Source organism: Kineococcus terrestris, assembly GCF_041020755.1.
Classification (GTDB): domain Bacteria; phylum Actinomycetota; class Actinomycetes; order Actinomycetales; family Kineococcaceae; genus Kineococcus; species Kineococcus terrestris.
The window spans coordinates 1-25,460 of record NZ_JBEUEI010000037.1; the positions used below are offsets into that span (position 1 = coordinate 1).

General features: G+C 77.0%; 27 protein-coding genes, 1 pseudogene and 1 riboswitch. Of the genes and pseudogenes, 11 read left to right on the forward strand and 17 right to left on the reverse strand.

Annotated elements, in window-relative coordinates:
* Positions 1-149 precede the first annotated feature (149 nt).
* Together AB8M62_RS17370 and AB8M62_RS17375 are read right to left on the reverse strand one after the other, a co-directional pair.
* Positions 150-479, reverse strand: coding sequence for a WhiB family transcriptional regulator (locus AB8M62_RS17370; protein WP_369056507.1), 330 nt, complete (start codon positions 477-479; stop codon positions 150-152).
* 97 nt (positions 480-576) lie between these two features.
* Positions 577-1,845 (reverse strand): glycosyltransferase 87 family protein, encoded by a 1,269-nt coding sequence (locus AB8M62_RS17375; RefSeq protein ID WP_369070377.1) that lies wholly within the window; start codon positions 1,843-1,845, stop codon positions 577-579.
* A 104-nt stretch (positions 1,846-1,949) separates the two neighbouring features.
* Between AB8M62_RS17375 and AB8M62_RS17380 the strand changes: the two genes are divergently transcribed.
* Positions 1,950-4,289 (forward strand): hypothetical protein, encoded by a 2,340-nt coding sequence (locus tag AB8M62_RS17380; protein WP_369070378.1) that lies wholly within the window; start codon positions 1,950-1,952, stop codon positions 4,287-4,289.
* Between the two features lie 64 nt (positions 4,290-4,353).
* Here AB8M62_RS17380 and AB8M62_RS17385 read toward each other — a convergent pair whose 3' ends face one another.
* Entirely contained in the window at positions 4,354-4,830 is a 477-nt protein-coding gene (locus AB8M62_RS17385; protein WP_369056504.1) for an FBP domain-containing protein, read from the reverse strand.
* 53 nt (positions 4,831-4,883) lie between these two features.
* On the reverse strand, positions 4,884-5,198 hold the full coding sequence (locus AB8M62_RS17390; protein ID WP_369070379.1) for a DMT family transporter: 315 nt from the start codon (positions 5,196-5,198) through the stop codon (positions 4,884-4,886).
* A gap of 12 nt (positions 5,199-5,210) precedes the next feature.
* Positions 5,211-5,275: riboswitch (guanidine-III (ykkC-III) riboswitch) on the reverse strand.
* 94 nt (positions 5,276-5,369) lie between these two features.
* Here AB8M62_RS17390 and AB8M62_RS17395 point away from each other — a divergent pair.
* From AB8M62_RS17395 to AB8M62_RS17405, 3 genes are read left to right on the forward strand one after another with little or no spacing between them, the layout of a single operon-like run.
* The gene (locus AB8M62_RS17395; protein WP_369070380.1) at positions 5,370-6,428 is read left to right on the forward strand and encodes a metal ABC transporter solute-binding protein, Zn/Mn family; all 1,059 of its coding nucleotides are present in this window, start codon (positions 5,370-5,372) and stop codon (positions 6,426-6,428) included.
* Entirely contained in the window at positions 6,425-7,273 is an 849-nt protein-coding gene (locus AB8M62_RS17400; protein WP_373694988.1) for a metal ABC transporter ATP-binding protein, read from the forward strand. The genes AB8M62_RS17395 and AB8M62_RS17400 overlap by 4 nt, the downstream gene beginning before the upstream one ends.
* Entirely contained in the window at positions 7,273-8,163 is an 891-nt protein-coding gene (locus AB8M62_RS17405) for a metal ABC transporter permease (RefSeq protein WP_369070381.1), read from the forward strand. Before AB8M62_RS17400 ends, AB8M62_RS17405 begins: the two co-directional genes overlap by 1 nt.
* Before the next feature lie 102 nt (positions 8,164-8,265).
* On the opposite strand, the gene AB8M62_RS17410 is transcribed toward AB8M62_RS17405, so the two are convergent.
* The 5 genes from AB8M62_RS17410 to rpmB all read right to left on the reverse strand — a co-directional run bounded on the left by AB8M62_RS17410 (position 8,266) and on the right by rpmB (position 9,712).
* Entirely contained in the window at positions 8,266-8,781 is a 516-nt protein-coding gene (locus AB8M62_RS17410) for a GNAT family N-acetyltransferase (RefSeq protein ID WP_369070382.1), read from the reverse strand.
* Between the two features lie 89 nt (positions 8,782-8,870).
* Positions 8,871-8,993, reverse strand: coding sequence for a type B 50S ribosomal protein L36 (gene ykgO / locus AB8M62_RS17415; RefSeq protein ID WP_369056327.1), 123 nt, complete (start codon positions 8,991-8,993; stop codon positions 8,871-8,873).
* Between the two features lie 13 nt (positions 8,994-9,006).
* Complete coding sequence (gene rpsN, locus AB8M62_RS17420; protein ID WP_369056326.1) at positions 9,007-9,312, reverse strand: 30S ribosomal protein S14; 306 nt, start codon at positions 9,310-9,312, stop codon at positions 9,007-9,009.
* Entirely contained in the window at positions 9,312-9,479 is a 168-nt protein-coding gene (rpmG, locus tag AB8M62_RS17425) for a 50S ribosomal protein L33 (RefSeq protein WP_369056325.1), read from the reverse strand. Before rpmG ends, rpsN begins: the two co-directional genes overlap by 1 nt.
* Positions 9,479-9,712 carry a 50S ribosomal protein L28 gene (rpmB, locus tag AB8M62_RS17430; RefSeq protein WP_369070383.1) on the reverse strand — a complete coding sequence of 78 codons (234 nt, stop codon included), beginning with the start codon at positions 9,710-9,712 and terminating at the stop codon, positions 9,479-9,481. Before rpmB ends, rpmG begins: the two co-directional genes overlap by 1 nt.
* A gap of 75 nt (positions 9,713-9,787) precedes the next feature.
* Here rpmB and AB8M62_RS17435 point away from each other — a divergent pair, with 75 nt between their 5' ends.
* The 4 genes from AB8M62_RS17435 to AB8M62_RS17450 all read left to right on the forward strand — a co-directional run bounded on the left by AB8M62_RS17435 (position 9,788) and on the right by AB8M62_RS17450 (position 14,037).
* Positions 9,788-10,039: a type B 50S ribosomal protein L31 gene (locus AB8M62_RS17435; RefSeq protein WP_369056323.1), complete on the forward strand. Its 252-nt coding sequence runs from the start codon at positions 9,788-9,790 to the stop codon at positions 10,037-10,039.
* A 79-nt stretch (positions 10,040-10,118) separates the two neighbouring features.
* Positions 10,119-10,397 (forward strand): DUF1490 family protein, encoded by a 279-nt coding sequence (locus AB8M62_RS17440; protein ID WP_369056322.1) that lies wholly within the window; start codon positions 10,119-10,121, stop codon positions 10,395-10,397.
* 4 nt (positions 10,398-10,401) lie between these two features.
* Positions 10,402-12,588, forward strand: coding sequence for a heavy metal translocating P-type ATPase (locus AB8M62_RS17445; RefSeq protein WP_369070384.1), 2,187 nt, complete (start codon positions 10,402-10,404; stop codon positions 12,586-12,588).
* 153 nt (positions 12,589-12,741) lie between these two features.
* Positions 12,742-14,037: a YibE/F family protein gene (locus tag AB8M62_RS17450; RefSeq protein WP_369070385.1), complete on the forward strand. Its 1,296-nt coding sequence runs from the start codon at positions 12,742-12,744 to the stop codon at positions 14,035-14,037.
* Here the strand turns inward: AB8M62_RS17450 and treS are convergent.
* Both treS and AB8M62_RS17460 read right to left on the reverse strand, forming a co-directional pair.
* A complete protein-coding gene (treS, locus tag AB8M62_RS17455; RefSeq protein ID WP_369070386.1) occupies positions 14,024-16,303 on the reverse strand; it encodes a maltose alpha-D-glucosyltransferase in 2,280 nt (759 codons plus the stop codon). The two genes, AB8M62_RS17450 and treS, sit on opposite strands and share 14 nt — an antisense overlap.
* Positions 16,304-16,394: 91 nt before the next feature.
* Positions 16,395-17,366 carry an LLM class flavin-dependent oxidoreductase gene (locus AB8M62_RS17460; protein WP_369070387.1) on the reverse strand — a complete coding sequence of 324 codons (972 nt, stop codon included), beginning with the start codon at positions 17,364-17,366 and terminating at the stop codon, positions 16,395-16,397.
* Positions 17,367-17,549: 183 nt separating this feature from the next.
* On the opposite strand from AB8M62_RS17460, the gene AB8M62_RS17465 reads away from it, so the two are divergent.
* A complete protein-coding gene (locus AB8M62_RS17465; protein WP_369070388.1) occupies positions 17,550-17,777 on the forward strand; it encodes a hypothetical protein in 228 nt (75 codons plus the stop codon).
* Positions 17,778-17,794: 17 nt separating this feature from the next.
* Entirely contained in the window at positions 17,795-18,682 is an 888-nt protein-coding gene (gene ppk2 / locus AB8M62_RS17470; protein WP_369070389.1) for a polyphosphate kinase 2, read from the forward strand.
* Positions 18,683-18,703: 21 nt separating this feature from the next.
* Here the strand turns inward: ppk2 and AB8M62_RS17475 are convergent.
* A pseudogene (locus AB8M62_RS17475) lies at positions 18,704-19,966 on the reverse strand (Nramp family divalent metal transporter); the annotation flags it as partial.
* 40 nt (positions 19,967-20,006) lie between these two features.
* Positions 20,007-20,297, reverse strand: coding sequence for a hypothetical protein (locus tag AB8M62_RS17480; protein ID WP_369070390.1), 291 nt, complete (start codon positions 20,295-20,297; stop codon positions 20,007-20,009).
* 314 nt (positions 20,298-20,611) lie between these two features.
* Here AB8M62_RS17480 and AB8M62_RS17485 point away from each other — a divergent pair, with 314 nt between their 5' ends.
* Positions 20,612-20,815 (forward strand): cold-shock protein, encoded by a 204-nt coding sequence (locus tag AB8M62_RS17485; RefSeq protein ID WP_369056314.1) that lies wholly within the window; start codon positions 20,612-20,614, stop codon positions 20,813-20,815.
* Between the two features lie 63 nt (positions 20,816-20,878).
* On the opposite strand, the gene AB8M62_RS17490 is transcribed toward AB8M62_RS17485, so the two are convergent.
* From AB8M62_RS17490 to AB8M62_RS17505, 4 genes are all read right to left on the reverse strand, one after another.
* Entirely contained in the window at positions 20,879-22,471 is a 1,593-nt protein-coding gene (locus AB8M62_RS17490; protein WP_369070391.1) for a hypothetical protein, read from the reverse strand.
* Positions 22,447-23,220, reverse strand: coding sequence for an ABC transporter ATP-binding protein (locus AB8M62_RS17495; protein ID WP_369056312.1), 774 nt, complete (start codon positions 23,218-23,220; stop codon positions 22,447-22,449). Before AB8M62_RS17495 ends, AB8M62_RS17490 begins: the two co-directional genes overlap by 25 nt.
* Complete coding sequence (locus tag AB8M62_RS17500) at positions 23,217-23,855, reverse strand: GNAT family N-acetyltransferase (RefSeq protein WP_369070392.1); 639 nt, start codon at positions 23,853-23,855, stop codon at positions 23,217-23,219. Before AB8M62_RS17500 ends, AB8M62_RS17495 begins: the two co-directional genes overlap by 4 nt.
* A gap of 86 nt (positions 23,856-23,941) precedes the next feature.
* Positions 23,942-25,450 (reverse strand): CYTH and CHAD domain-containing protein, encoded by a 1,509-nt coding sequence (locus tag AB8M62_RS17505; RefSeq protein WP_369070393.1) that lies wholly within the window; start codon positions 25,448-25,450, stop codon positions 23,942-23,944.
* Positions 25,451-25,460 lie beyond the last annotated feature (10 nt).

Below are 25,460 nucleotides of genomic sequence, written 5' to 3' on the forward strand. Positions count from 1 at the left end.
CGCCGCGCCCGCCCGCCCCCGCCCCCCCCCCGCCCCCCCCCCCCCCCCCCCCCCCCGCCCCCGCCGCGCCCCGCCCCCCCCCCCCCCCCCACCCCCCCCCCCCCCCCCCCCGGGAGGGGAGGAGCGGGGCGGGGACGGGCGGGGCGGGGTCAGCCGGCCCGGCGCAGCCGGCGGTCGGGGCGCCGGCTCCACAGCTCCTCGCGCTGGTCCTCGGTCAGCCCGCCCCACACGCCGTACGTCTCGCGGTGGCGCAGGACGTGCTCGCGGCAGCGGCGCAGCACGGGGCACTCGGCGCAGATGGCCAGCGCGGCCGCGTCGCGGTGCTGGCGGGCGGCGCCGCGCTCGAGCTCGGGGTGGAAGAACAGCTCGGGGTCGGCCTCGCGGCAGGAACCGCGCAGCTGCCAGTCCCAGTCGTCGCTGGTGGGGCGCAGCGCCGCCCGGGCCGTCCTCGTCGTCGTCCTCGTCGTGGTCTCGGTCACCGTCGGTCCCCCCTCGGTGGAGTCGGTCGGTCCCCGCGTCGCGGGTACGAGTGACGCAGTTCCCCGGGGTTCAGGACCCTAAACGCTCTGCGACCGATTAGTCACGGGTTGTCATCACAGGGACGGGCTCGTCACGCTCCGGCACCGGTCGCACACGCCCATCCGGCACCAGCCGCCACAGCGCGAGCAGCGACAGGCACGCCCACCACAGCCCCCCGTTCTGCACGACGCGCGCCAGCACCACCGGCACGTCCCCCGAGGCCAGCAGGTTCGCCCCGATCCACGGCCAGGCCACCCACGCCGTCGACAGCGCCACCGCCGCCACCACCGTCCGCCGCAGCGCGCGCCCGTCGCCCACGAGCGCCGCCACCACGACGACGCCCCAGTGCAGGTGGTGCAGCCACGACACCGGCGAGACGAGGACCGCCACCAGCCCGCACGCCGCCACCTCCCCCACGAGCGAGCCGCGGCGGAACATCGCCCGCGCCACCGCGAAGCCCAGGACCGCCGCGACCGCCACGAGCGCCAGCCACAGCGCCTGCGTCGCCCCGTCCGACAGGTACAGGCGCAGCACGAACCCGCGCAGCGACTGGTTGGAGGACCCCGCGTTCGGGCCCAGCCGGTCGGAGGCGAACAGCGCCGAGGTCCAGAACTCGAACGACGCCTCCGGCGCCACCGCGAACGTCCCCAGCGTCACCGCGACCGCCGCCGCCACCGCGTTGCGCAGCTCGCGCCACTGCCGCGTCAGCGCGAAGTGGACGAGGAAGACGCCCGGCGTCAGCTTCACCGCCACCGCCAGGCCGACGAGCGTCCCGCGCGGCCAGCGCAGGTGCCGGCGGCCCAGGCGCACGCCGTCGCGCCCGCGCACGACGTCCAGCAGGCACAGCGCCACCAGCAGCGCGTTCACCTGACCGAAGCGGATCCCCTCGCCGACCGCGGAGATCCACACGCAACCCGCCGCGACGAGCCCCTGCGCCAGCCCGGCGCGCGCGCCGGCCCGCTCCAGCAGCGGCCGGAACGCCACGCCCACCGTCACCCACAGCAGCGCCAGCTGGAACGCCGTCCACAGCCAGCCCGCCACCGCGAACGGCACCAGCACCAGCGGCGTCGCCAGCAGCGCCGAGAACGTCGGGTAGGTGAAGGGCAGGACCTGCGGGACCTCGGTGGTGAACTCGTACAGCGGCCGGCCGATCAGCAGGCTGCGGCCCGCCTCCCGGTACACCTCCAGGTCCACCTGCCACTGGTCCTCCGGGTAGCCCACGAGGTACCGGTGCACGATCGGCGCCGCGGCCGCCAGGAGGACCAGCACCCCCAGCAGCTGCCAGCCCCCGCGCGCCCGCGCCGCCGTCCGCCCGCCCGTGTCCACGCGGGCGATCCTCCCGCAGGTCCGCACGGGACCCGCCCACCACGCCCCCAGGAGCCCCCCGCCGGCGGCCCGGGGCGGCCCGTCCGCGCGCCTAGCCTGGGAGGGTGCCGCGCCCCGCCCCCGTCCCCGCCCCGCGGGTCAGCCCCGCGAGCCCCGCGACGCGGCGGTGGCTGCCGGCGGTCCTGGCGGTCCTGGCCGCCCTCGCGCTCGCGCTGCCCGCGCTGGTGCTGCCCGCCCGCGCCCTCGCCGCGACCCCCGGCCCGGACGCCGCCGGTGGCGCCGCCGCGGGGCCCGTCGTCCTCGTCGGCACCGGCGGGCTGCGCTGGTCGGACGTGTCCGCCGACGCCACCCCGGTGCTCGCCGGGCTGGCCGGCGAGGGCGCGGTCGGCACCGTCGCCGTGCGCAGCGTCTTCACCGCCGCCTGCCCCGGCGACGGCTGGCTCGGGCTGTCCGCCGGGCGGCGGGCCACCGACTTCGACGGGACGTCGGCCGAGCACGTGCGCGCCGCCTGCGCGCCCCTGCCCGTGCCCGCGGACGCCCCCGCGGACGGCGCGCCCGGCCCCGCGCAGCAGCCGGACGCCGAGCGCTTCCGCGCGATCGCGGCCGCCGGGACGTTCGGCGCCTCCCCCGGCCTGCTCGGCGACGCCCTCGCGGACGGCGGCGCGACCACGCTCGCGCTGGGCCCCGGTGCGGCGATCGCCCTCGCCGGCCGCGACGGGTCCGTGCCCGCCTACGCGGGCCCCTCGGGTGACGCTTGGGAGCCCGCCGAGCTGGCCGAGCGGGTCCGCGAGGCCGTCGACGCCGGCACCGACCTCCTCGTCGTGGACGCCGGCGCCGTGCGCGACCCCGCGGACCTGCCCGCCGAGGAGGAGCCGTCGGCCGCCTCCCGCGCCGAGCAGGTCGCCGCCGTCGAGGCCCGCGTCGCCGCCGTCCGCGAGGCCCTCGCCGGTGCCGGGGCGGACCCGGCCACCGGGGCGTCCACGCTGCTGGTCACGTCGCTGGCCGACGCCGGGCGCACCGCCCACCTGCAGTACGCCGGCGCCGTGGGGGCCGCGCCGGTGGGCGGCGACGTCTACGACGGGCTGCTGGGGTCCCGCTCGACGCGGCAGACCGGCATCGTGCAGACCACCGACCTGACGCCCACGCTGCTGGCGCTCGTCCTCGGCGGCGACCACGGCACGCCGGGGCTGGTCGGTGCGCCCGTCGGCTCCACGGAGGCCGGTGCGAGCGCCGCCGAGCGGGTGGAGAAGGTGCGCGACCTGGACCTGGCCGCGCAGGCCGTCCAGCCGCTCGTGCAGCCCTTCTACACCGGCTGGGTGCTCTCGCAGGTCGTCCTGTACGCGCTCGCGACCGTGGCGCTGCGCCGCTCCTGGGGCGGCCCGCGCGGGCGGCGGCGGGTGCTGGCGTGGCTGCGGGCGCTCGCCGTCGTCTACGGCGCCGTGCCCGCCTCGACGTTCCTGGCCAACACGCTGCCGTGGTGGCGCGCGGAGGGCTCGCACCTGCTCGCCGTGACCGGCGCGTGCGCCCTGTACGTCACGCTCATCACGGCGCTGGCGCTGCTGGGGCCGTGGCGGCGCAGCCCGCTGGGGCCGCTGGGCGTCGTCGGCGCGGTCACCGCCGGGGTGCTGACGGTGGACGTCCTGACGGGCTCGCGCCTGATCACCTCCAGCCTCAACGGCCTGCAGCCGGTGGTGGCCGGGCGCTTCTACGGCCTGGGCAACGCCCAGTTCGCGCTGTTCGCCACGGGCACCCTGCTGGCGGTGGTCGCGGTGGCCGACGCGCTGGTGCGCCGGGGCCGGCGGCGCGCGGCCGTCGCGGTCGTGGCGGTCGTCGGGGCCGCGGCCGTGTGGGTCAACGGGGTGCCCGGCGCCGACTTCGGCGGCCCGCCCGCCTCGGTGCCCGCGTTCGGGCTGCTGGCCCTGCACGTGGCGGGGGTGCGGATCACGTGGCGGCGGGTGCTGCTGCTGCTGGCCGGCACGGTGGTCGTCATCACCTCGATCGCGCTGGTGGACTGGCTGCGCCCGGTGGACGACCAGACGCACCTGGGCCGCTTCGTGCAGACCGTCCTGGACGGCGGCGCCTGGCAGGTCGTGGAGCGCAAGGCGCTGCAGAACTGGCGCATCCTCATCGGCTCGTGGCTGACGCTGGTGCTGCCGTTCGCGGCGGCGTTCACGGCGTTCGTGCTGGCCCGGCCCGGCGCGGTGGGCGTCTCGGCGCTGCAGCGGGCCTACGACCGCCACCCCGTCCTCAAGCCCGGCACGGCCTGCCTGGGCGTCCTGCTGGTCATCGGCTTCGCCGTCAACGACTCCGGCACGGCGATCCCGGCCGTCGGGCTGATGCTGGCGCTGCCGCTGCTGACCGCCGCCTGCACGCAGGTGCTGGCCCTGGAGGAGCGTCCGGCGCCGTCCCGCCCCTCCGAGCCCACCCCCTCCCCCCTGCGGTGATCATGCACGGGTGAGTGTTCACCCGCGTATGATCACGGCGGGGGTCGGGGCGGGGTCGGGGACCTCAGGCGGTGGCCAGGACCGTGGCGACGAAGGCCCCGGCGCGCTCGGCGAGCGCGGCGAGCCGCTCCTCCGGCGTGCGGCCGGGGTCCGGGCGCAGCGACGCCGAGGGGCGCGCGAGGGTGGCGCGGGCGCAGTCCAGGTCGCTGCACGCGTACACGCCGACGGTGTCCCCGCGGCGGCCGGCGGCCCCGGCGCGCGCGGCCGCGAACAGGGTCACGTCCCCGGGCCCGCGGGTGGTGCGGCACAGGTCGCACATCGCCGCCCCGCGCACACCGCCGCCGGAGGGGGCGCGCAGCGCGACGCCGACGGGGTCGCGGCCCTCGGCGGTGACGACGAGGTAGCCGCGCTCGGGGGCCTTCGGGTCCCGCCAGCCGACGACACCGCCGGCGGGCAGGTCGCCCGCAGCCACCCGCGGGGCGAGGTTCGCCCGCGCCGCCTCGCCCCTGCTGCAGTTCACCAGCGCCCGTCGCACGTCCACGGCCCCAGGACTACCCGGGTCCGGTGCGCCGGGGCAACGGGTTTGCCGCCGGGTCAGTGGACGACCTTGAGCCCCACGACCCCGGCGACGATGAGCAGCAGGCACACGATCCGCGCCACGGTCACGGGGTCGCCCAGGGCGACCATCCCGTAGGTGGCGGTGCCCACGGCGCCGATGCCCACCCACACCGCGTAGGCCGTGCCGACCGGCAGCGAGCGCAGCGACCACCCCAGCCCGAGCATGCTGCCGGCCAGGGCCAGCGCGAAGACGACGAGCGGGAGGGGCCGGGAGAACCCCCGGACGGAGGCGAGCGCGGACGCCCACACCGTCTCGAGCACCCCGGACACGACGAGCACGACCCACGCCACGACGACCACTCCTCGGCACCGTCTCACCACTGTCCGGGTACGGCGCGCTCGTCCGGGGAAGCCCGGCGCCTCCTCGGCCCGGACGGTAGCAACCGGGCGGTCCCGACCCGTCCGCGGCGGGCTTACCCTGGCCGAGAACCGTTCCCATCCCCACCACGTCCGGGAGTCGCCGTGCCGCGCCCGCGCCCCACCCGCACCCCGCTGTCCCCGGTCCTGGGCCTCGCCCTGACCGGGACGCTGCTGCTGTCCGCGTGCGGCGGCGGCACCACGACCGGGCAGGCCGGCAGCACCGGCGGCTCCGGCGACGGCGCGGGCCCCGCGCTGAGCGTCGTGGCCTCCACCGACGTCTACGGCGACATCGCCGCGGCCGTGGCCGGCGACGCCGCCGAGATCACCTCGCTCATCAGCGGCGGCAACGTCGACCCGCACTCCTACGAGGGCACCACCCGTGACCAGCTGGCCCTCTCGCGCGCCGACGTCGTCGTGAAGAACGGCGGCGGCTACGACAGCTTCGTCGACACGATGCTCGAGGCGTCCGGCACGGGGGCCGTCGTCGTGGACGCCGTGGAGGTCTCCGGGCTGGACACCGGCGAGGGCGAGCCCGCGGACGAGCACGCCGACGAGCACGCCGACGAGCACGCGGACGAGCACGCGGACGCCCACGAGGACGAGCACGCCGACGAGCACGAGGGCCACGACCACGGCGCCTTCAACGAGCACGTCTGGTACGACCTGGCCACCGCGCGCGCCGTCGCCGCCGCCGTCGAGGACGCGCTGGCGCAAGCCTCCCCCGACGACGCCGAGACGTTCGCCGCCAACGCCCGCGCCTTCGACGAGCAGGTGTCCGCGCTGCAGGAGCGCGTGGAGCAGGAGGCGGCGACGCTCGGCGCCCCCGCCGTCGCGGTGACCGAGCCGGTCCCGCTGCACCTGCTGGAGGACCTCGGCGCGCAGGACCTCACGCCGCCGGAGTTCAGCCGCGCCGTGGAGGAGGACTCCGACGCGCCGGTGGCGGTGCTGCAGGAGACCCTGGCGCTGTTCACCGACGGCCGGGTGCGCGCGCTCGTCCTCAACGAGCAGACCGAGAGCGCGCAGACCGACCAGGTGCGCGAGGCCGCCGAGGCGGCGCAGGTCGCGGTCGTCCCCGTGACGGAGACGCTGCCCGAGGGCGAGGACTACGTGTCGTGGATGGAGCGGAACGTGGACGCGCTCGTGGCGGCCCTGCGGGCGTGAGCGCCCCGTCCACCCACCGCGGCCGGGCGGGCGGCGCCGCCCCGCCGTCGGGGACGCCGGCGCTGCGGCTGCGCGGTGCGGGGCTGGCGTTCGGCGCCCGCGCCCTGTGGTCGGGCCTCGACCTGGACGTGGCGCCCGGCGAGTTCGTCGCCGTGCTCGGCGCCAACGGCGCGGGCAAGTCCAGCCTGCTGAAGGCCGTCCTCGGCCAGCAGCGGCTGAGCGCCGGCGCCGTGGAGGTCGCCGGCCGGCCCGTGCGCCGCGGCAGCCGCGACGTCGGCTACGTCCCGCAGCAGAAGGGCGTGCCCGTCGACCTGCCGCTGCGCGCGCGGGACTTCGTGCGCCTGGGCCTGGACGGGCACCGCTGGGGCCTGCCGCTGCCCTCGCGCGCCGCGCGCGCCGCGGTGGACCGCGTCCTGGCCGACGTGGGCGCCACCGCCTACTCCGACGAACCGGTCGGGCGCCTGTCCGGCGGGGAGCAGCAGCGGCTGCGGGTGGCGCAGGCCGTCGTCGGCGACCCGGCGCTGCTGCTGTGCGACGAGCCGCTGCTGTCGCTGGACCTGCACCACCAGCGGGCCGTCAGCGCCCTCGTCGACGCCTCGCGCCGGCGCACCGGCGCGGCGGTCCTGTTCGTCACCCACGACGTCAACCCGGTCCTGCCGTACGCGGACCGCGTCCTGTACCTGGCCGCGGGCCGGTTCCGGGTCGGCCCGCCCGAGGAGGTCATGACCTCGGCGACGCTGAGCGAGCTGTACGGCTCGCCCGTGGAGGTGCTGCGCTCCGGCGGGCGGGTGCTGGTGGCGGGTGCCGCCGCGACGCCGGACCACCCGCACGAGGAGGTGTCCTGATGGACGCGCTGTCCGGGGTCTTCGACTTCAGCGACTACGGCGCCCTGCTGTCGCTGGTGCGCAACACGCTGTGGGCGGGGCTGCTGCTGGGGCTGGTCGGCGGGCTGGTCGGGGTGTTCGTCGTCTCCCGCGACCTGCCGTTCGCGGTGCACGGCATCAGCGAGCTGAGCTTCGCGGGCGGTGCGGCCGCGCTGCTGGTGGGCGTGGACGTCGTCACCGGCTCGCTCGTGGGCTCGCTGCTGGCGGCGACGTTGTTCGGGGTGCTGGGGGCGCGGGCGCGCGACCACAACTCCGCCGTCGGCGTCCTCATGCCGTTCGGGCTGGGCCTGGGCGTGCTGTTCCTGTCCCTGTACGAGGGGCGGGCGTCGAACAAGTTCGGCCTGCTGACCGGTCAGGTGGTCGCGGTCGCCGACGTGCAGCTGGCGGCCCTGGCCGGGATCGCCGTGGTGGTGCTGGCGGCGCTGGCGGTGCTGTGGCGGCCGCTGCTGTTCGCCAGCCTGGACGCCGACGTCGCGCAGGCGCGCGGGGTGCCGGTGGGGCTGCTGGCGCCGGCGTTCACGCTCGTGCTGGGGCTCGCGGTGGCGATGAGCGTGCAGGTGGTGGGCGCGCTGCTGGTGCTGGCGCTGCTGGTGACACCGGCCGCGGCGGCCGTGCGGGTCAGCTCCTCGCCGGTCGTGGTGCCGCTGCTGTCGGTGGCGTTCGCGACGACGTCGATGGTCGGCGGCACGCTGGTGGCGCTGGGGACGACGATCCCCATCAGCCCGTTCGTGACGACGATCTCGTTCCTCATCTACCTGGTGTGCCGGCTCGTGGCGCGCCTGCGGCGGCCGGCCGACCGTCCCGCCGCCCCCGCGGTGCCGTCCCCGGCGCCCGAGCCCGCCACCCGCTGAGCCCCTCCGACCCCCGGCCTGCTCCACCGACGCCCCTCCCCCGCCGTGATCATGGACGGGTGACCGTTCACCCATCCATGATCACGGTGGGGTGGGGGTAGGTCAGGAGGTGAGGGGCTTGGCGAGCCAGACCTGCGCGTCGGGGTTGTCGTTGTAGGGCTCGACCTCGGCGTAGCCGGCGCGCGCGTACAGCGCCAGGGCCGCGACGAGCTCGCGGCGGGTGTCCAGGACGACGCGCTGCGCCCCGCGGGCGCGGGCCCACTCCTCGGCGGCCTCCAGCAGCCGCACCCCCAGGCGCAGCCCGCGGGCGGCCGGCGCCACGTACAGCCGCTTGACCTCCGCGGTGCCCGGGTCGAGCAGGCGCACCCCGACGCAGCCGACGTCGCCGCCGCGGGCGGCGGCCACGAGGAACGTCCCGCGCGGGGCCGCGAGGCTGTCCTCGTCGCCGGCGGGCACACCGCTGCCGGCGTCCAGCCCGCACGCGGCGGCGACGTCGGCCCAGTACGCCTCGCGCAGCCGCCGCCCCGACGGGGACGCGGGGTCCTCCGTCCGCAGCACCACGGGCTCGGCGGTGGGCTCGGCGGTGGGCTCGGGGGCGGGGCGCTCGGCGGTGCTCACCCCCGCATCCTCCCCCCTCCCACGGTGATCATGGATGGGCGAGGGTTCACCCATCCATGATCACCGCGGGGGTCGGGACGGGGGCGGGGTCAGCCCTGACGGGCCTTCCAGCGCGGGTCGCGCTTGTTGATGACGTACGTCCTGCCCCGCCGCCGCACGACGATCGACCCGGGCTTGCCCTTCAGCGCCTTCAGCGACGCGCGCACCTTCACCCTCGCCTCCCCCTCACCAGCTCGACTTCGTGACGCCGGGCAGCTGCCCGGCGTGGGCCATCTCGCGCAGCTTGATCCGCGAGAGGCCGAACGCGCGCACGTGCCCGCGGGGCCGGCCGTCGACGGCGTCGCGGTTGCGCACGCGCACCGGGCTGGCGTCGCGGGGCAGCCGCTGCAGGGCCAGGCGGGCGGCGGCGCGCTCCTCCTCGGTGGCGCTCACCGAGGTCGCGGTGCGCTTGAGCTCCGCGCGGCGGGTGGCGTACCGGGCGACGACGGCCCGACGCTGCTCGTTCTTGGCGATCTTGCTGGTCTTGGCCATCAGCGCTCCTCGCGGAAGTCGACGTGCCGGCGCACGACGGGGTCGTACTTGCGCACGACGAGGCGGTCGGGGTCGTTGCGGCGGTTCTTGCGGGTGACGTACGTGTAGCCCGTGCCGGCCGTGGACCGGACCTTGACGACGGGGCGGACGTCGGTGTGCTTGGCCATCAGAGCTCTCCTCGGCGCTGCAGGTCGGCGACGACCGCCTCGATGCCGCGGCGGTCGATGGTCTTGATGCCCCGGGCGGAGACCGTGAGCTTCACGCTCCGGCCCAGCGAGGGCACCCAGTAGGTCTTGCGCTGCACGTTGGGGTCCCACCGCCGGCTGGTGCGGCGGTGGGAGTGGGACACGGACTTGCCGAAGCCGGGGACGGCTCCGGTCACCTGGCACCGCGCGGGCACGGGCTCCTCCTCGGGGTGGACGTCCCGTGCAACACTACCGCTACTGACAACCATTCCCGACTAGAGGAGGTCGCCGTGAAGGACGGCATCCACCCCGCCTACGGCCCCGTCGTCTTCCGCGACCGGTCCGCGGGCGTCGCGTTCCTGTCCCGCTCCACGCTGGTCACCGACCGCGCGCGCGACACCGTCGAGTGGGAGGACGGGCGCACCTACCCCGTCGTCGACGTGGACGTCTCCTCCGCCAGCCACCCGTTCTGGACCGGCACCGCCCGCGTCCTGGACACCGAGGGCCGCGTGGAGAAGTTCAAGCGCCGCTACGGCCGCTGAGCGCGGGGACCGGTCCCCCGGCGCCGCCCGGCGCGCCGTGGGACCATCGCCGCAGACCCCCGAACCCGTGGAGCAGACCGTGATCCCTCTCGCCGCACCCCTGGGACGCCTCGTCCTCACCGCCGCCGCCTCGGCCGGCATCGTCAAGGCCGTGAGCGACGGCCGCGGCAGCGCGGCCCTGCGCCGCGTCGCGGTCGGGAGCACCAAGCTCGGCATCCGCGCCTCGCGCGCCGCCGAGGTCGGCGTCGAGCGCACCCGCCTGGGCGCCGGCGACATCGTCGCCCAGGCGTACGCCGAGCTCGGCGAGACCGCTCCCGTGCGCCAGGCGCCCGCGGCCGGTCACGACCACCAGCACTGAGCGCGTGACGGTCGTCCTCGAGCCCCTGGAGATCGTCGCCTGCGCCGCCGGCCGGGTGCGCCTGCGGGCCGCCTGGCTGCGGCGCAGCCCGGCGCGCGCCGTGGCCGCCGAGGACGCCGCCGAGCTCGTCCCCGGCGTGCGCCGGGCCACCGCCTACCCCGCCACGGGCGGCGTGGTCGTCCACTACGACCCCGACGTCCTCGGCGAGCACGCCGCCGAGCGCATCGCCGCGGCCGTCGTCGCCTCGGCCGTCGTGCCCGCCGACGCTCCGGCCGAGCGCGCCCCGCGCTCGGCGGACGTGCGCAACGGCGAGGTCGCCCGCATCGCCGTCGGCGGCCTGGCGCTGCTCGGCCTGGGCGTGCGCCGCTACGGCTTCGGCCGCCCCGCGCTGCTCGGGCCCACCTCGCGGCTGGTCGCCACCGGCGTGACGATCTTCTCCGGCTACCCGTTCCTCAAGGGCGCCGTCGGCGCGCTCGCCGGCCGGCGCAGCGCCGGCACCGACGCCCTCGTCTCCGCCGCCACCGTCGCCAGCCTCCTGCTGCGCGAGAACGTCGTGGCCCTCACCGTCCTGTGGCTGCTGAACATCGGCGAGTACCTGCAGGACCTCACGCTGCGGCGCACCCGCCGCGCCATCGCCGACCTGCTCAGCGGCAGCGAGACCACCGCCTGGGTGAGCGTCGACGTCGACGGGCAGGCGGTGGAGCGCCAGGTGCCGCTGGAGGACCTGCGCCCCGGCGACCTCGTCGTCGTCCACGACCAGTCCACGGTCGCCGTGGACGGGGAGGTCGTCGAGGGCGAGGCCGTCGTCGACCAGGCCGCGCTCACCGGTGAGAACCTGCCCGTGCAGCGCACCGTCGGCGACACCGTCCTGGCCGGCAGCGTCGTCCTGCGCGGGCGCCTCGTCGTGCGCGCCACCGCCACCGGCGCCGAGACCGCCGTGGGCCGCATCATCGCCCGCGTCGAGGAGGCCCAGGACGACCGCGCGCCCGTGCAGACCGTCGGCGACGCGTTCAGCCGGAGGTTCGTGCCCGCCTCGTTCGCGCTGAGCCTGCTGACCCTGCTCGTCACCCGCGACGTGCGGCGGGCCATGACGATGCTGCTCATCGCCTGCCCGTGCGCGGTGGGCCTGGCCACGCCGACGGCCATCAGCGCCGCCATCGGCAACGGCGCGCGCCGCGGGATCCTCGTCAAGGGCGGTTCGCACCTGGAGGCCGCCGGCCGCGTCGACGCCTTCGTCTTCGACAAGACCGGCACGCTGACCGTCGGGCGCCCCGTCGTCACGAACGTGCTGTCGTTCCGCGACGACTGGACGCCCGAGGAGGTGCTCAGCGAGGCCGCGAACTCCGAGGTGCACTCCAAGCACCCGCTCGCGCAGGCGGTCATCCGCTCGACCGAGGAGCGCCACCTCGTCATCCCCACCCACGAGGAGTGCGAGGTCATCCTCGGCCTGGGGATGCGGGTGCAGGCCAGCGGCCGTGTGCTGCTCGTCGGCAGCACCGGGCTCATGGAGCGCGAGGGCGTGCCCGTGGACGAGCACGCCCGGGGCTGGGTGGACGAGCTGCAGGCGGCGGCCGAGACGCCGCTGCTGCTGGCCGTCGACGGGGTCCTCACGGGCCTGGTGAGCCTGCGCGACGAGGTCCGCCCCGAGGCCGTCGAGGTCCTCGAGGCGTTGCGCCGCAGCGGGGTCCGGCGGATCGTCATGCTCACCGGGGACAACCCGCGCACGGCGGCCGCGGTGGCCGCGGAGCTGGGGCTGGAGGAGTTCCGGGCCGAGGTGATGCCCGAGCACAAGCAGGACGTCGTGCGGCAGCTGCAGGCCGAGGGGTACGTCGTCGCGGTCGTCGGCGACGGCACCAACGACGCCCCGGCGCTGGCGATGGCCGACCTGGGCGTGGCGATGGGCCTGTCGGGCACGGACGTGGCGGTGGAGACCGCGGACGTCGCGCTCGTCGGGGACGACCTGCGCCGCCTGCTGCACCTGCGCGACCTCGGCGACCGGACGCTGACGCTGATCCGGCAGAACTACGGCGCCTCGATCGCGGTGAACGGGCTGGGCCTGGCGCTGGGCGCGGCCGGGGCGCTGTCGCCCGTCCTGGCGGCCGTGGCGCACAACGCCTCGTCGGTGTTCGTCGCGGTGAACTCCGCCCGGCTGATCCGCTACCGCATCCCCCGCGCGCCCCGCCCCGCCTGACGGTCCCCGCACACCTCGCTCCCCACCGTGATCATGGATGGTCCAACCTTCACCCATCCATGATCACCACGGGGAGAGGAGGTCCAGCCGTGATCTTGCAGGGTTTCCCAGCAAGATCACGGAGGGGGTGGGGGGCGTGGTGGGATGGGTGACGTGGAGCGAGCAGACGACCGCGACGCGTCGCACCCCGGCCCCGCGCACCTCGGCCCCGCGCGGGCCGACGACCCCCGTCCCGGGCACGCGCACGGCGGGCCGCCGCCGGCCGTCCCCACCGCCCCGGGCGTCCGCCGGCTGCTGACCGCGCTCGTGCTCCTGGCGCTGCTGGCCTCCGGCGCCGGGATCGCCGCTACGTGGCCCACCGCCGCCGACCTGCCCGACGCCTCCGTGGCGTACACCGGCGCGCGGACCGTGCGCGCGGAGGTGGTGGCCGTCCGGCCCCGCGAGTGCCGCGGCGAGCTGGCCGAGGAGCGGCTGCCCGACGGCACCCTGCCGGAGGTGGTCCCGTGCCCGGAGGCGGACGTGCGCGTCGACGGGGGCGCGGTGACGACGGTGACGGTGCCGCAGGCGGTGTTCGCCGGCGGCCTGCGCGCCGGCGACGGCGTCGTGCTGCTGGAGTTCCCCGCGGCCGCGGGGCAGCCGGGCACCTACGTCTGGCAGGACGTGGACCGGCGCTGGCCGCTGGCGGTGGTCGTCGGGGTGTTCGTGCTGCTGACCGTCCTCGTCGGGCGGCGCCGGGGCGCGGCCGCCCTGCTCGGGCTGGGCCTGGGCGGTGCCGCCGTGGTCTGGTACGTGCTGCCGGCGCTGCTGGCCGGGCGCGACCCGGTGGTGGTGTCGCTGAGCGCGGCCACCGCCGTCATGGGGGTCGTCCTCTACGCCGCGCACGGGGTCTCGACGCGCACGACGGCCGCCTACCTCGGCACGCTCGCGGGCCTGGCGGTCACCGCGGGGTTCGCGGTCCTGGCCGTCGGCGCGACCGGGCTGCGCGGCCTGAGCGACGAGGAGTCGTACACGGTCTCGGTGCTGACGGGCGCGGTGGACCTGCGCGGCGTCGTGCTCGCCGGGACCCTCGTGGCGGCGCTGGGCCTGCTCAACGACGTGACGATCACGCAGGCGTCGGCGGTGTGGGAACTGCGCGCCGCCGACCCGCGCGCCGGGTTCCGCACCCTGCTCACCGCCGGGATGCGGGTGGGCCGCGACCACCTGGCCTCCACCGTCTACACGGTGGCGTTCGCGTACGCGGGTGCGGCGCTGCCCTCGCTGCTGCTGCTGCGCCTGTACGCGCAGCCGGCCGGGGAGGTCCTCACCTCCTCGGTGATCGCCGAGGAGCTGGTGCGCACCGCCGTCGGCGGCAGCGCCCTGGCGGTGACGGTGCCCGTGACGACGGCGCTGGCCGCCGCGGCGATCGGTGGCCGCGGCGGCCGGCGGCGCGAGGCCCTCACTCCTCGCTGAGCGTCTTCTCCCCGTCGGAGTCCGGCTGCGGCTGCAGCAGCAGCGCCATCCCGCCGTAGGGCGCCAGCCACACGCCGAAGCTCTGCAGGTCGTCGACCCAGCCGATCTCCGCGCCGGCGGCCAGGTCGCGCACCGGCACCCGCGGCTCGAACGCCGAGGAGCGCACGGTGCCCTCGATCGGCTCGGGGCCGAAGTTCAGGACGGTCACCTGCAGCGTCGGCGTCGGCCCCGGTTCCGCGCCCGGCACCTCCACCTCGTGGACCATGACGAGCATCGCCGGGTGCGCGACGTCGGGGACGTCGACGGTGCGGCCGGTGGCGATGCCGTACTCGCGGCGCACCGCGATGACGCGCGCCAGCCCGGACAGGAACGAGTCCGGGTCGGCCACCTGCAGCGGGAGCGAGCCGTACAGGGTGCGCGCCACCGGCATCCCCGACGTGGACTGCGTCGCCTCGGGGTTGACGTCCATGAGGTCGTGCGCGCCGCGCTCCACCCAGCGGGTGTCGCCGGTGGCGATGAGGTCGGCGACCTTCTCCGCGGGCAGCGGCAGGCTGCCGACGAGGTCCCAGCCGGACAGCGCGAACACCCCCGGCTGCCAGGCGTTGAACATCGCCAGCAGCAGGTGGGCGCGCTTGATGCGCTCGACGTCGTCGGTCGTCAGGGAGTCCAGGTCGCGGTGGCCCTGCGCGGCCGCCACCACCGAGGCCGTCGTGGAGGCGATGCCGTTGGTGGTGAACACCCGGTTGTAGGGGCCGGCCTCGCCGGTGAGCCTGTCCAGCAGGTCCTGGCGGACCTCCTCGGCCAGCTGCCCGCCGGTGACGGTGCGGCGGCGGAAGGTGTACTCGTCGTCCTTGTGGGTCGTGGCCCAGTGCACGAGCTCGTACGTCAGCTCGTCGTGGTTCTGCAGCGCGTGCACGAGGGAGGCGGGGTCGATGCCCAGCTCCAGCGCCGTGCGCAGCGTCAGCCGCAGGAACTCCGTGTCCCCCGTGGCGAGGGCGTGCTGGTAGCCGGGGCGGGTGATGAAGTCGTACGACAGGTCCGCGCCGACGCGGCCGGTGTCGCGGATGTCCTCCATCGTGAGGTTCAGCTCCTGGAAGGTGAAACCCCCCACCTTGCGGACCATGCCGGCGATGAAGTGGTTCGCCGCCTCCGACAGCGGGTGCCCCTCCGACCAGGCCGGGGACCCCTCCGCGGCGCTCTTCTCCACCCCGAGGAACCCGTTGGCGTCCAGGCGCAGCGCCGAGGTCCCCAGGTCGGACAGGGAGTGCAGGGCGTCGCCGATGACCAGCCGCATCCCGGCGAACGAGGGGTCCAGCCAGTTGATGGACGGCTGCCCGGCCTTGAAGTAGTGCAGGTACACCCAGCGGCGCATCCGGCCGTCGACGCCCAGCACGGGCGGGGTGGCCGACCAGTTCGTGTCCTTGACGCCGGGGGCGTAGAAGATGACGCGCTGCAGGCGGCCGATGATGTACCCGGCCTCCTCCAGGGCGATCTCCGCCTCGGCGCTGAGGTTCGCGGCGTCCTGCCCGGCGGGCACGTCCGGCAGCAGGTGCCAGTCCTCCTCCGGGATCTCGACCATGTGGTAGATCCCGGCGTAGTCGCCGTGCTTCATCTCCGCCAGGCGGAAGTCCGCGCCCTTGCCGGTGTGGCCGGGGACGATGTCGTCGATGACGCTGCCGCCGTGGTCGGCGGCGACCTCGCACATGCGGCGGAACTCGTCCTCGGTGCCGAACGCGGGGTCGATCTCGGTGGAGACGCGGTCGAAGTGCCCGTCGACGCTGGGCGTGGTGCGCCAGCCGTCCAGGCCGCCGGCGCGCTTGACGGGGCCGGTGTGCACGGCGTCGATGCCGACCTCGGAGAAGATCTTCCACAGGTCCGGGGAGCCCAGGGACGCCAGGAACGACTGCCCGGGCGGGTTGACCAGGGAGATCGGGTAGGCGGTGAACCACACGGACGCGGAGTCCACGGCGCGGCGGGCGTCGGGTTCGGCGTAGGGGTTGGCCCACATCGACGACTGCCCGGACACCTGCCGGCTGAGGGCGCCGGCGTCGTGCAGCATCGACTGCTCGACGAGCCAGCGCACGTAGGCGGGGTTGCTCGCGTCGGCCGCGCCCTCGGCGGCGGCGGCGCGCGTGGCGTCGAGGCCGCGCAGCCGCGCGGTGGGGCGCGGGCGCAGGCGCCGCGGCCGCGCCGGGAAGCGCGACTCGTCGTAGGTGATCTCGCTCTCGCTGGAGGCCTCGGCCTCGGTCCGGGGCGTCTCGTCCACGCCGGTGCTCTCCCGTCTCGCCGTCCCGTCGGGGTGCGGGGTCCTCAGCGGACCACGCGGTGGATCAGCCAACCACGGAGCGGGCCCCAGCTCACCTCGGAGCGGGGGCGGCGGCTGGCAGCAGCCGCGCCAGGTCCTCCAGCGCGGCCAGCGGGTCGGGGCCGGCGGGGGCCAGGACGACGCAGGTCGTGCCGGCGTCGTGACGGGCGGCGACGGCCGCGCGCGCCTGCGCGGGGGTGCCGGCCACGGCCAGGCGGCGCACCTGCTCGGCGCTGAGGGCGCGCGCGAAGGCGTCGGGGCCGTCGACGCCGGCGCGCACGGCGGCCAGCTCGGCGGCGACGTCCAGGGGTTCCAGGTGCGGGGCCCAGTCGGGCTCGCCGACCCAGGCCAGCGCGGGGCGCACGCGCTCGAGCGCGGCGGCCTCGTCGTCGTCGACGGCGGCCACGTCGTAGCCGACGACGCGGAAGGGGCCGGTGGGGGCGGCCTGGGCGAGCGCGGCGCGCACGTACTCGGGGGTGGCCGGCTCGGCGAGCACGACGCCGTCGGCGCGCCGGCCGGCCAGCGCGAGCGAGCGCGGCCCCCGCACCCCGGCGAGGACGGGCGGCACGAGCGCCGGCGGGCTCTGCAGGCGCACGCCGTCCAGCCGCACGGCCTCGCCGTGCGCGCTGACCTCCTCGCCGCGCAGCAGCGCGCGCAGCGCGTCCAGGTGCTCGCCCAGCGCCGTCAGGGGGCGCGCGGGCCAGCTGCCGGCCTGCCGCATCCAGGCGGGCATCCCGTGGCCGAGCCCGACGTGGACGCGGCCGGGGAACAGCTCGGCCAGGGTGGCGGCCTCCATCGCGGTGAACGCGGCGCTGCGGGCGGCGGCGGGCAGCACGCCGATCCCGACGCGCACGCGGGACGTGGCGGCCAGGACGGCCGCCGCCTGGGCCAGGCCCCCGCGGAAGCCGAGGTCCTCGACGACCCACAGCTCGTCGAAGCCCAGCTCGTCGGCGCGGCGGGCGAAGGGCAGCACCCGCTCGGCGGGCAGGTCGCGGGGCAGCAGCACCCCGAGGTCGCGGTCCACGCGCGGACCGTACCGAGCGGCGCGGGGCGGGGCCCACCGGCACCGGACGGCCACCCGCCCGTCACCCGCGCTCCACCGGCGTCTGGTGGGGTGCGGCCGGCCGGGTGTGGACGTCCCCCGGCCCGGGTAGGACCCGAGCAGGACCCCGAGGACGACGAGCGACCCCTGGAGGACGACGTGTCGATGGCCGACCCCCTGCTGCCCGGTGCCGGCAGCCACCGCGCCGACGACGGCCCGGACGAGGAGGTGGCCGCGGCCGACGCCGGCCCCGGCGCCCCGCCCGCCTCCGAGGGCTTCGGCCTCGGCGGCGAGGAGCACACCGCCGACGAGGACGCCCCCGCCGACGACGCGGAGAGCGAGCAGGACCGCGCCGACGCCGCCGCCGAGGGCCCCCTCGGCGACCAGCGCTGAGCGCGGGCGGCGCCGAGGTGGACCTGGTCGCGGAGGAGGGCCTGCACGTCCTGGACGACGAGGACGAGCCCGTGCTGCTGCGCGCGGACGGCACCCCCGTGGACACCTGGCGCGAGGACTACCCGTACGGGCACCGCCTGTCCCGGGAGGAGTACGACCCGGCCAAGCGGCTGCTGCAGATCGAGCTGCTGAAGCTGCAGAAGTGGGTGAAGGCGACCGGGGTGCGGCTGGTGGTGCTGTGCGAGGGCCGCGACGCGGCCGGCAAGGGCGGCACCATCAAGCGGTTCACCGAGCACCTGAACCCGCGGGGCGCGCGGGTCGTGGCGCTGGAGAAGCCCTCGGACCGCGAGTCCGGGCAGTGGTACTTCCAGCGCTACGTCGCGCACCTGCCCACCGAGGGCGAGATCGTGCTGTTCGACCGCTCCTGGTACACCCGCGCCGGGGTGGAGCGGGTCATGGGCTTCGCCTCCGAGCGCCAGTACGAGCGGTTCATGCACCAGGCGCCGCTGTTCGAGCGGATGCTCGTCGACGACGGCGTGCACCTGGTGAAGTTCTGGTTCTCGGTGACGCGCGCCGAGCAGCGCACCCGGTTCGCGATCCGCCAGATCGACCCCGTGCGGCAGTGGAAGCTCAGCCCGATGGACCTGGCCAGCCTGGACCGCTGGGACGACTACACGGCGGCCAAGGAGGCGATGTTCGAGCGCACGGACACCGACTACGCGCCGTGGACGGTCGTCAAGACGAACGACAAGAAGCGCGCGCGGCTGGAGGCGATGCGGGTGGTGCTGCACCGCTTCGACTACGACGGCAAGGACCCGGACGTCGTCGGCGTGCCCGACCCGCAGCTCGTGGTCAGCGCGCGCTCGATCCTGGAGCCGGACCGGCGGCCGATCCCCAGGGCCTGACCGGGGTGCCGCCCGTCGCCCTCAGCCCGCGAACGTCAGCCACAGGAGCGCGGCGTTGAGGGCGACGACGGCCGTGACGGCCACGACCGCCAGGACCCGCACCACCGGCCCGTTGGCGTGCTCGCCCATGAGGGCGCGGTCGCCGGTGGCCCGCAGCAGCGGCACGAGGGCGAACGGGATGCCGAAGCTGAGCACGACCTGGCTCAGGACGAGGGCGCGGGTGGGGTCGACGCCCGCGCCCAGGACGACGAGCGCGGGCAGGATCGTCACGAACCGCCGCCACACCAGCGGCACCCGCACGCGCAGCAGCCCCTGCATGACGATCGAGCCGGCGTAGGCGCCCACGGACGTCGAGGCCAGCCCGGAGGCCAGCAGGCCGATCGCGAACAGCAGGCCGACGCCGGGGCCGATGCCGGCGACGACGGCGGCGTGCGCGCCCTCCAGGGTGTCGGTGCCCTCGACGCCGCGCAGCGCGGAGGCGGCCAGCAGCAGCATCGCGATGTTGACGCAGCCGGCGACCAGCAGCGCGCCGACGACGTCGACGCGGGTGGCGGCCAGCACGGAGCGGCGGTCGCGGCGGGCGACGGCGCCGTGGTGGTCGCGGGCGATGGCCGAGTGCAGGTAGATGGCGTGCGGCATGACGGTGGCGCCGAGCATGCTCGCGGCGAGCAGGACGGTCTCGCTGCCGGCGAAGCGGGGCACCAGCCCGGCGGCGGCCTCGGCCGGGTCGGGCGGCGCGAACGCCAGCCCGGTGACGAACCCGACGACGACGACGGCCAGCAGCGCGACGACGGCGCCCTCGAAGACGCGGGTGCTGCGCCGCTCCTGCAGCGCCAGCAGGCCCATCGAGAACGCGCCGGTCAGCAGGCCGCCGACGAGCAGCGGGGTGCCGAACAGCAGGTGCAGGGCGACGGCCCCGCCGATGACCTCGGCGACGTCGGTGGCGGCGGCCACCAGCTCGGCCTGCCCCCAGTAGGCCAGCCGCGTCTTCCGGCCGGTCCGGTCGCGCACGACCTCGGGCAGCGTCCTGCCGCTGACGACGCTCAGCTTGGCCGACAGGTACTGCACGAGCACGGCCATCGCGTTGGCGACCACCAGCACCCACAGCAGCAGGTACCCGTGGGCGGCGCCGGCCGTGAGGTTGGCGGCGACGTTGCCGGGGTCGACGTAGGCGATGGCGGCGACGAACGCCGGGCCGAGCATGCGCAGCAGGCCACCGCGGCGGCGCGCGGGGGCACGGACGGGAGCGGACGTCACCCGCGCATCCTGGCACGGACTTCGGTGCGGCGAACTCGGGAGTTCGCCGCACCTGCGGCAGGGGTCGTCAGCGCCCGCGCGGGCGGCCGTGCTCCTGCCAGCGGTGGGCGGCCAGCCCGGTGGCCGCGACGAACAGGCCCCACAGGCCGGCCACGGCCCACGGCGCCCCCGCGCCCGCCCGCACCAGGACCGCCACCAGCAGGACGATCACCGCGGCCGTCAGGGCGTCGCGGCGACGGCACGCGGCGGCCGGCCGCCGGGCGGGCGGCGGGGCGAGGAGGACGGGCGGCGGCGCGAGCCGGAGCGGCGCGGCGCCCCCGCGCCGCGCGACCCGTCGGACGACCCCACCGGCGTGCACGCGACCACTGTCGGGCCGGCCGGGCCCGCCCGCACGCCGACCGCACGTCGGCCGCGCACCGGTCGCGCACCGGCCGCGCACCGGCGGCACCGGGGTGATCACCGCCACGGAGGTCTTGCGCCCGGTGCGGAGGTCCGTGTTACTTTCCCCGCGGCTGCAGCCAGGCAGCTCCTCGTTCGTTCCTGAAACGCCCGCGGAGTGTGCAGCGGGCGTCGCCTGTGATCGGCACCAGCCGCGAGCAGAGTGGCGTACCACTCAGCCCGGGACCCGCAGAAGGCGCGGGACCCGCACCGACTGGAAGTGTTGGAGAAGGAATGGCCCAGGGCACCGTCAAGTGGTTCAACGCCGAGAAGGGTTACGGCTTCATCGAGCAGGACGGCGGGGGCCCCGACGTCTTCGTCCACTACTCGGCGATCGCCGGCAACGGCTACCGCTCGCTGGAGGAGAACCAGCGCGTGGAGTTCGAGGTCACGCAGGGCCAGAAGGGCCCGCAGGCCGACCAGGTCCGCGCTCTCTGAGCCACCCCTGACCCGCGCAGGCCCCCGTCCCGGCAGGGACGGGGGCCTGCGTCGTCCCGGGGCTCAGGAGCGCGAGACCGCCGCCAGGACCTCGGGCGCGCGCCGGTCCAGCACCCGCCCGCCCTGGACGATCCCGGTGCGCACCGCGAGCGCGCCGGTGGCCGCGCCCAGCGGCAGGGCGAGCCAGCCCGCCCACGTCACGCCCAGCAGGGCGGCGACGGCGGCCGCCGCGGTGGGCAGCGCGACGACGGCCGTGACCAGCGTGGTGACCAGCTGCGCCACCACGGTCGCCGCAGCCGCCCCGCGCGGCGTCTGGAAGGGGTTCCCGCCCGGCGGGGCCGTCGGGTACGGCGCCAGGGCGCTGGAGACGCTGGAGACCCCCAGCCCCGCCCCGTACAGGGCCAGCGACAGGCCCAGCACCGCCGGCAGCAGCGCCCAGCGGCCGCCGAGCGCCGCGGGCACCACCGCGAGCACCACCACGACGGGCAGCTGCCAGCAGCCGGCGGCCAGCGCGCGCCCGGCCCGGTCGTCGCGCCCGCGCACCCCGGCGCTGACGTGCAGGGCGAACGCGGAGTGGTCGGAGGCCACGTCGTCGTGCAGGGACCAGCCGGTGAGGAAGGCGACGGCCGGGCCGGCGGCTAGCAGCCACGCGCCCACGTCCGCGCCCTGCGCGAGGGGGATCACCACGAGCAGCAGCGGCACCACCAGCACCGAGGCCGTGCTGACGAGGTAGCGCGGGTCGCGCCGCCAGTACACGAGGCAGCGGTGGGCGACGGCGACGGCCGGGACGGCGGGCAGCCGGGCCACCAGCCGGTCGGCGAGCCGGCGCCCGCCCCCCGCCGGGGCCGCCGACGAGCGCCCGGAACCGCCGGTCGGGCCGCCGCCGGCGACGCCGAGGGCCGCGCCCCACCCCAGCAGCAGCAGCGCGAGGGTCGCCGCGGCCAGCAGCAGGCGCAGCAGCGCGGTGCCCCAGCGGCCCTGCGCGGCGTCCGCGCCCGCCGCCCACGGGTAGCCCAGCGGCGTCCACGCCACGACGTCGACGACCGCGCCCGCCAGGGCCGCCAGGTCCCCGGCGCGCGCGAGCAGCACGTTGATCCCCGGGCCGGTACCCACGAGCAGCAGGCCGGCGACGACGAGCAGGACGTCGCGGGTGCGGCGCGAGCGCAGCAGGCCGGCGGCCGCCGTCGTCGTGGCCCGGGAGGCGGCCACGCACGTCAGGGTCGCCAGCAGCGCCGCGACGAGCGCCACCAGCACCGCCGGCACCGAGGTGCCCCAGGTGACGGCCGTCGTCAGCGCCAGCAGCAGCGTGACGGCACCGGGCACGCCGATGACGCCTGCCAGCAGCAGCCCCGGCACGAGCCGGCGGCGCGGCACCCCGAAGGTGGCGAACCGGGCCGGGTCGAGCGTCTCGTCGACGCCGAAGGCCACCAGCGGCACGAGCGCCCACCCCAGGAGCGCCAGCGCGCCGACGCCCACGACGACGGGCCGGGCCACGTCCGCCCCGGCGAAGCGCAGCGCCACCAGGCCCGCGCCGAGCAGGACCACCACCCCCAGCCCCCACAGCAGGGCGAGCACGAGGGCGACGACCTGCCACGGGCTGCGGCGCAGCCCGTTGCGCAGCAGGGCGAGCTTCAGGCCGACGAGTCGCGCAACCACGCCAGCCTCCCCGCCACGTCCCGGCCGCCGCCGACGAGGTCGACGAACCGCTCCTCCAGGCTGCTGCCGGCGCGCACCTGCTCCAGCGTCCCCGCGGCCAGGACCCGCCCGGCGCTGATGACGGCCACGTGGTCGCACAGGCGCTGCACGAGGTCCATGACGTGGCTGGACAGCACCACGGTGCCGCCGCCGGCGACGTAGTCCTGCAGGATCGCGCGGATCGTGGCGCCGCTGACGGGGTCCACGGCCTCGAACGGCTCGTCGAGGACGAGCAGCCGCGGGGCGTGGACGAGGGCGCAGGCCAGCGCGACCTTCTTCGTCATGCCCGCGGAGTAGTCCACGACGAGGGTGCCGCCGGCGTCGGCGAGGCCGAGGGCGTCCAGCAGCTCGGCGGTGCGCTGCTCGACGACGTCGCGGGGCATCCCGCGCAGCAGCCCGGCGTAGCGGACCAGCTCGGTGCCGGTGAGGCGGTCGAACAGGCGCACCCCGTCGGGCAGGACGCCCAGGCGGCGCTTGCCGGCGTCGGGGTCGCGCCACAGGTCCTCGCCCAGCACGAAGGCCGCGCCGCCGTCGGGGCGCAGCAGGCCCGTGGCCATCGACAGCGTGGTCGTCTTGCCCGCGCCGTTGGGGCCGACGACGCCGTAGAAGGAGCCGACGGGCACGTCGAGGTCGAGGGCGTCGACGGCGGTCTTGTCCCCGAAGCGCTTGGTCAGCCCGCGCAGCGCCAGCGCGGGCGCCCCGGCGCTCACGCCGCGCCCCGGGCCAGCCGGGCGCGCAGCGCGCTGCGCGCGGCGGGCCACTCGGCGGCGGTGATCGAGTAGACGACGGTGTCGCGCAGGCTGCCGTCGGGCATCACCTGGTGGCTGCGCAGCACGCCATCCTGCTTGGCGCCCAGGCGCTCGATCGCGCGGCGGGAGGTCGCGTTGTGCCAGTGGGTGCGGAACTCCACGGCGACGCAGTCGAGCACCTCGAAGGCGCGGGTCAGCAGCAGCAGCTTGGCCTCGGCGTTGACGCCGGTGCGCTGCGCGCTGGGCGCCAGGAACGTCGAGCCGACCTCCAGGCGGCGGTGCTCGGGGGTGATCGCCATGTAGGTCGTCGCCCCGCACACCGCGCCGGTGTCCAGGCGGCGCACCACCCACGGCGCCATCGTGCCGGCGCGCTGCAGGCCCAGGCGGCGCTCGACCTCGGCCTCGACCTGGTCGGGCGCGGGGATGCGCGTGCACCAGGTGCGGTGCAGGTCGCCCTCGGCGACGACGGCGCGCAGGTCGGCGGCGTGCCCGGGGGCCAGGGGCTCCAGGGCGACGCGCTCACCGCGCAGCGGGACGGCCTCGGCGGGGTCGGGCGCGGGCTCGGGGGGACGGGGGCGCTGGTCGGGCTCTGGCACGGCCCATGCCTACCGCACCGCCCGCCCGCCCGACCTCGTCCGGACGGGTGGGCCCGGGTCCGACGCGGGGTGCGACCGGGGGCGGCTCAGCGCATCCAGCGGCGCAGCTTCTTGCCGTGCGCGGTGTGCCAGGCCTCCTCCAGGTCGTGGCGGGCGACGGCGGCGCGCACCTCCTCCAGCGCGTGCAGCCGGCCCAGCACGAACGCGCCCTCGCCGGCACCCGGCACGAGGGACTCCAGCAGCGCGGCGGCGCGGCGGGCGTCCTCGTGCTCGACGACGACGTCGAGCACGCCGCGGACGGCGTCGGCGTAGTCGTCGGCGGCGTCGCCGGCGACGGGCACGAGCAGCTCGGCGGCGCAGCGGGCGCGCTGGGCGGCCGCGCGCACGGGCTCCAGGCTCTCGTCGCCGTCGGGGTCGACGTCGCGGTAGGCGTCCTTCAGCGCGCGGTGGGCCTCGGCCACGAGCGGCACGAGCCGCTTCTTCGGCGAGCGGCCGGCCTCCTCGGCGAAGGGCGGGACGGCGACGAACTCCTCCAGCGCGGTGACCAGGGCGCGGTAGCGCTCGTCGTCCAGGGCGGCCAGCACGTCGCGGTGGGCGGCGGCGCGGCGCGCGGCGACGGCCTCCTGCAGGACGGGCCCGGCGCTGTCGGCGCGGGCCTCCTCCTCCAGGTCGGCCAGCACGCGCTCGCCGACGGCCTCGGCGTCGCGGGCCGCGCCGAGCACCCCGGCCAGCCACGCCAGCTCGGGGCGCAGCCGCTCGGCCGGGCCGGCGGCGAAGACGGGCGCGAAGACGGCCAGCAGGCTGTCCAGGCGCAGCGCGGCGCCGCGCATGGAGGTGACGGCCTCGGGGGCGTCGATGCGCACCAGCGGGTCCTGCGACAGCAGCCGGCCGACGCTCTCGGCGAGGGTGGCGCGCACGACGTCGCCCGAGTCCCCGGAGCCCCCGGAGCGCCCGGCGCCCGCCTGGACCTCCTCGGGGGTCTCGACGTCGTCGAGGACGGTGCGCAGCTGCTCGGTGCGGTCGGACTCCTCCGCGCCGGCCTCCTCCCAGGCGGTGGAGACGGCGTCCAGCAGGTCGCGGCGGCCGTCGACGACCTCGACCTGCCACTCCGCCCACGACTGCGCGGGGGCGTCCTCGCTGCCGAGGGGGCGGGCGGTGACGTCGCGGGTCGTCAGCCGGGCGACGACCCGCCCCTCGGCGTCGAGCAGCTCGCGCTGGCGGGCGGTGGCGGACAGCTGGAGCACGGGGCCGAGGGTGCGGCCGCGGGCGGCGGCCCAGGTGAGCTTCTGCAGGGCCGCGGGCGCGGTGCGCACGGCGCGGCCGAGGGCGTGGCGGACCTCGTGGTGGCGCGGGCCGCGGCCGGGCAGGGCGAGCACCCAGCCGCGCGGGCCCTCGCCGGTCTGCCGGCGCACGGAGGCCCCGGCGGCGGCCAGCGCGAGGTCGGGGGTGTCGTAGTGCGTCTCCTCGCTGGTGGTGGCGCCGGCGTCGCGCACGTCGGCGACCCCGGGCAGCTCACCGCCGCCGGGCGCGTCCCCGGGTTCGTCCTGCGCGGGGGCCAGGAAGGTCCGGGTGAGGGCGAGGCGCGGCGTCGGCACGGCCCATGAC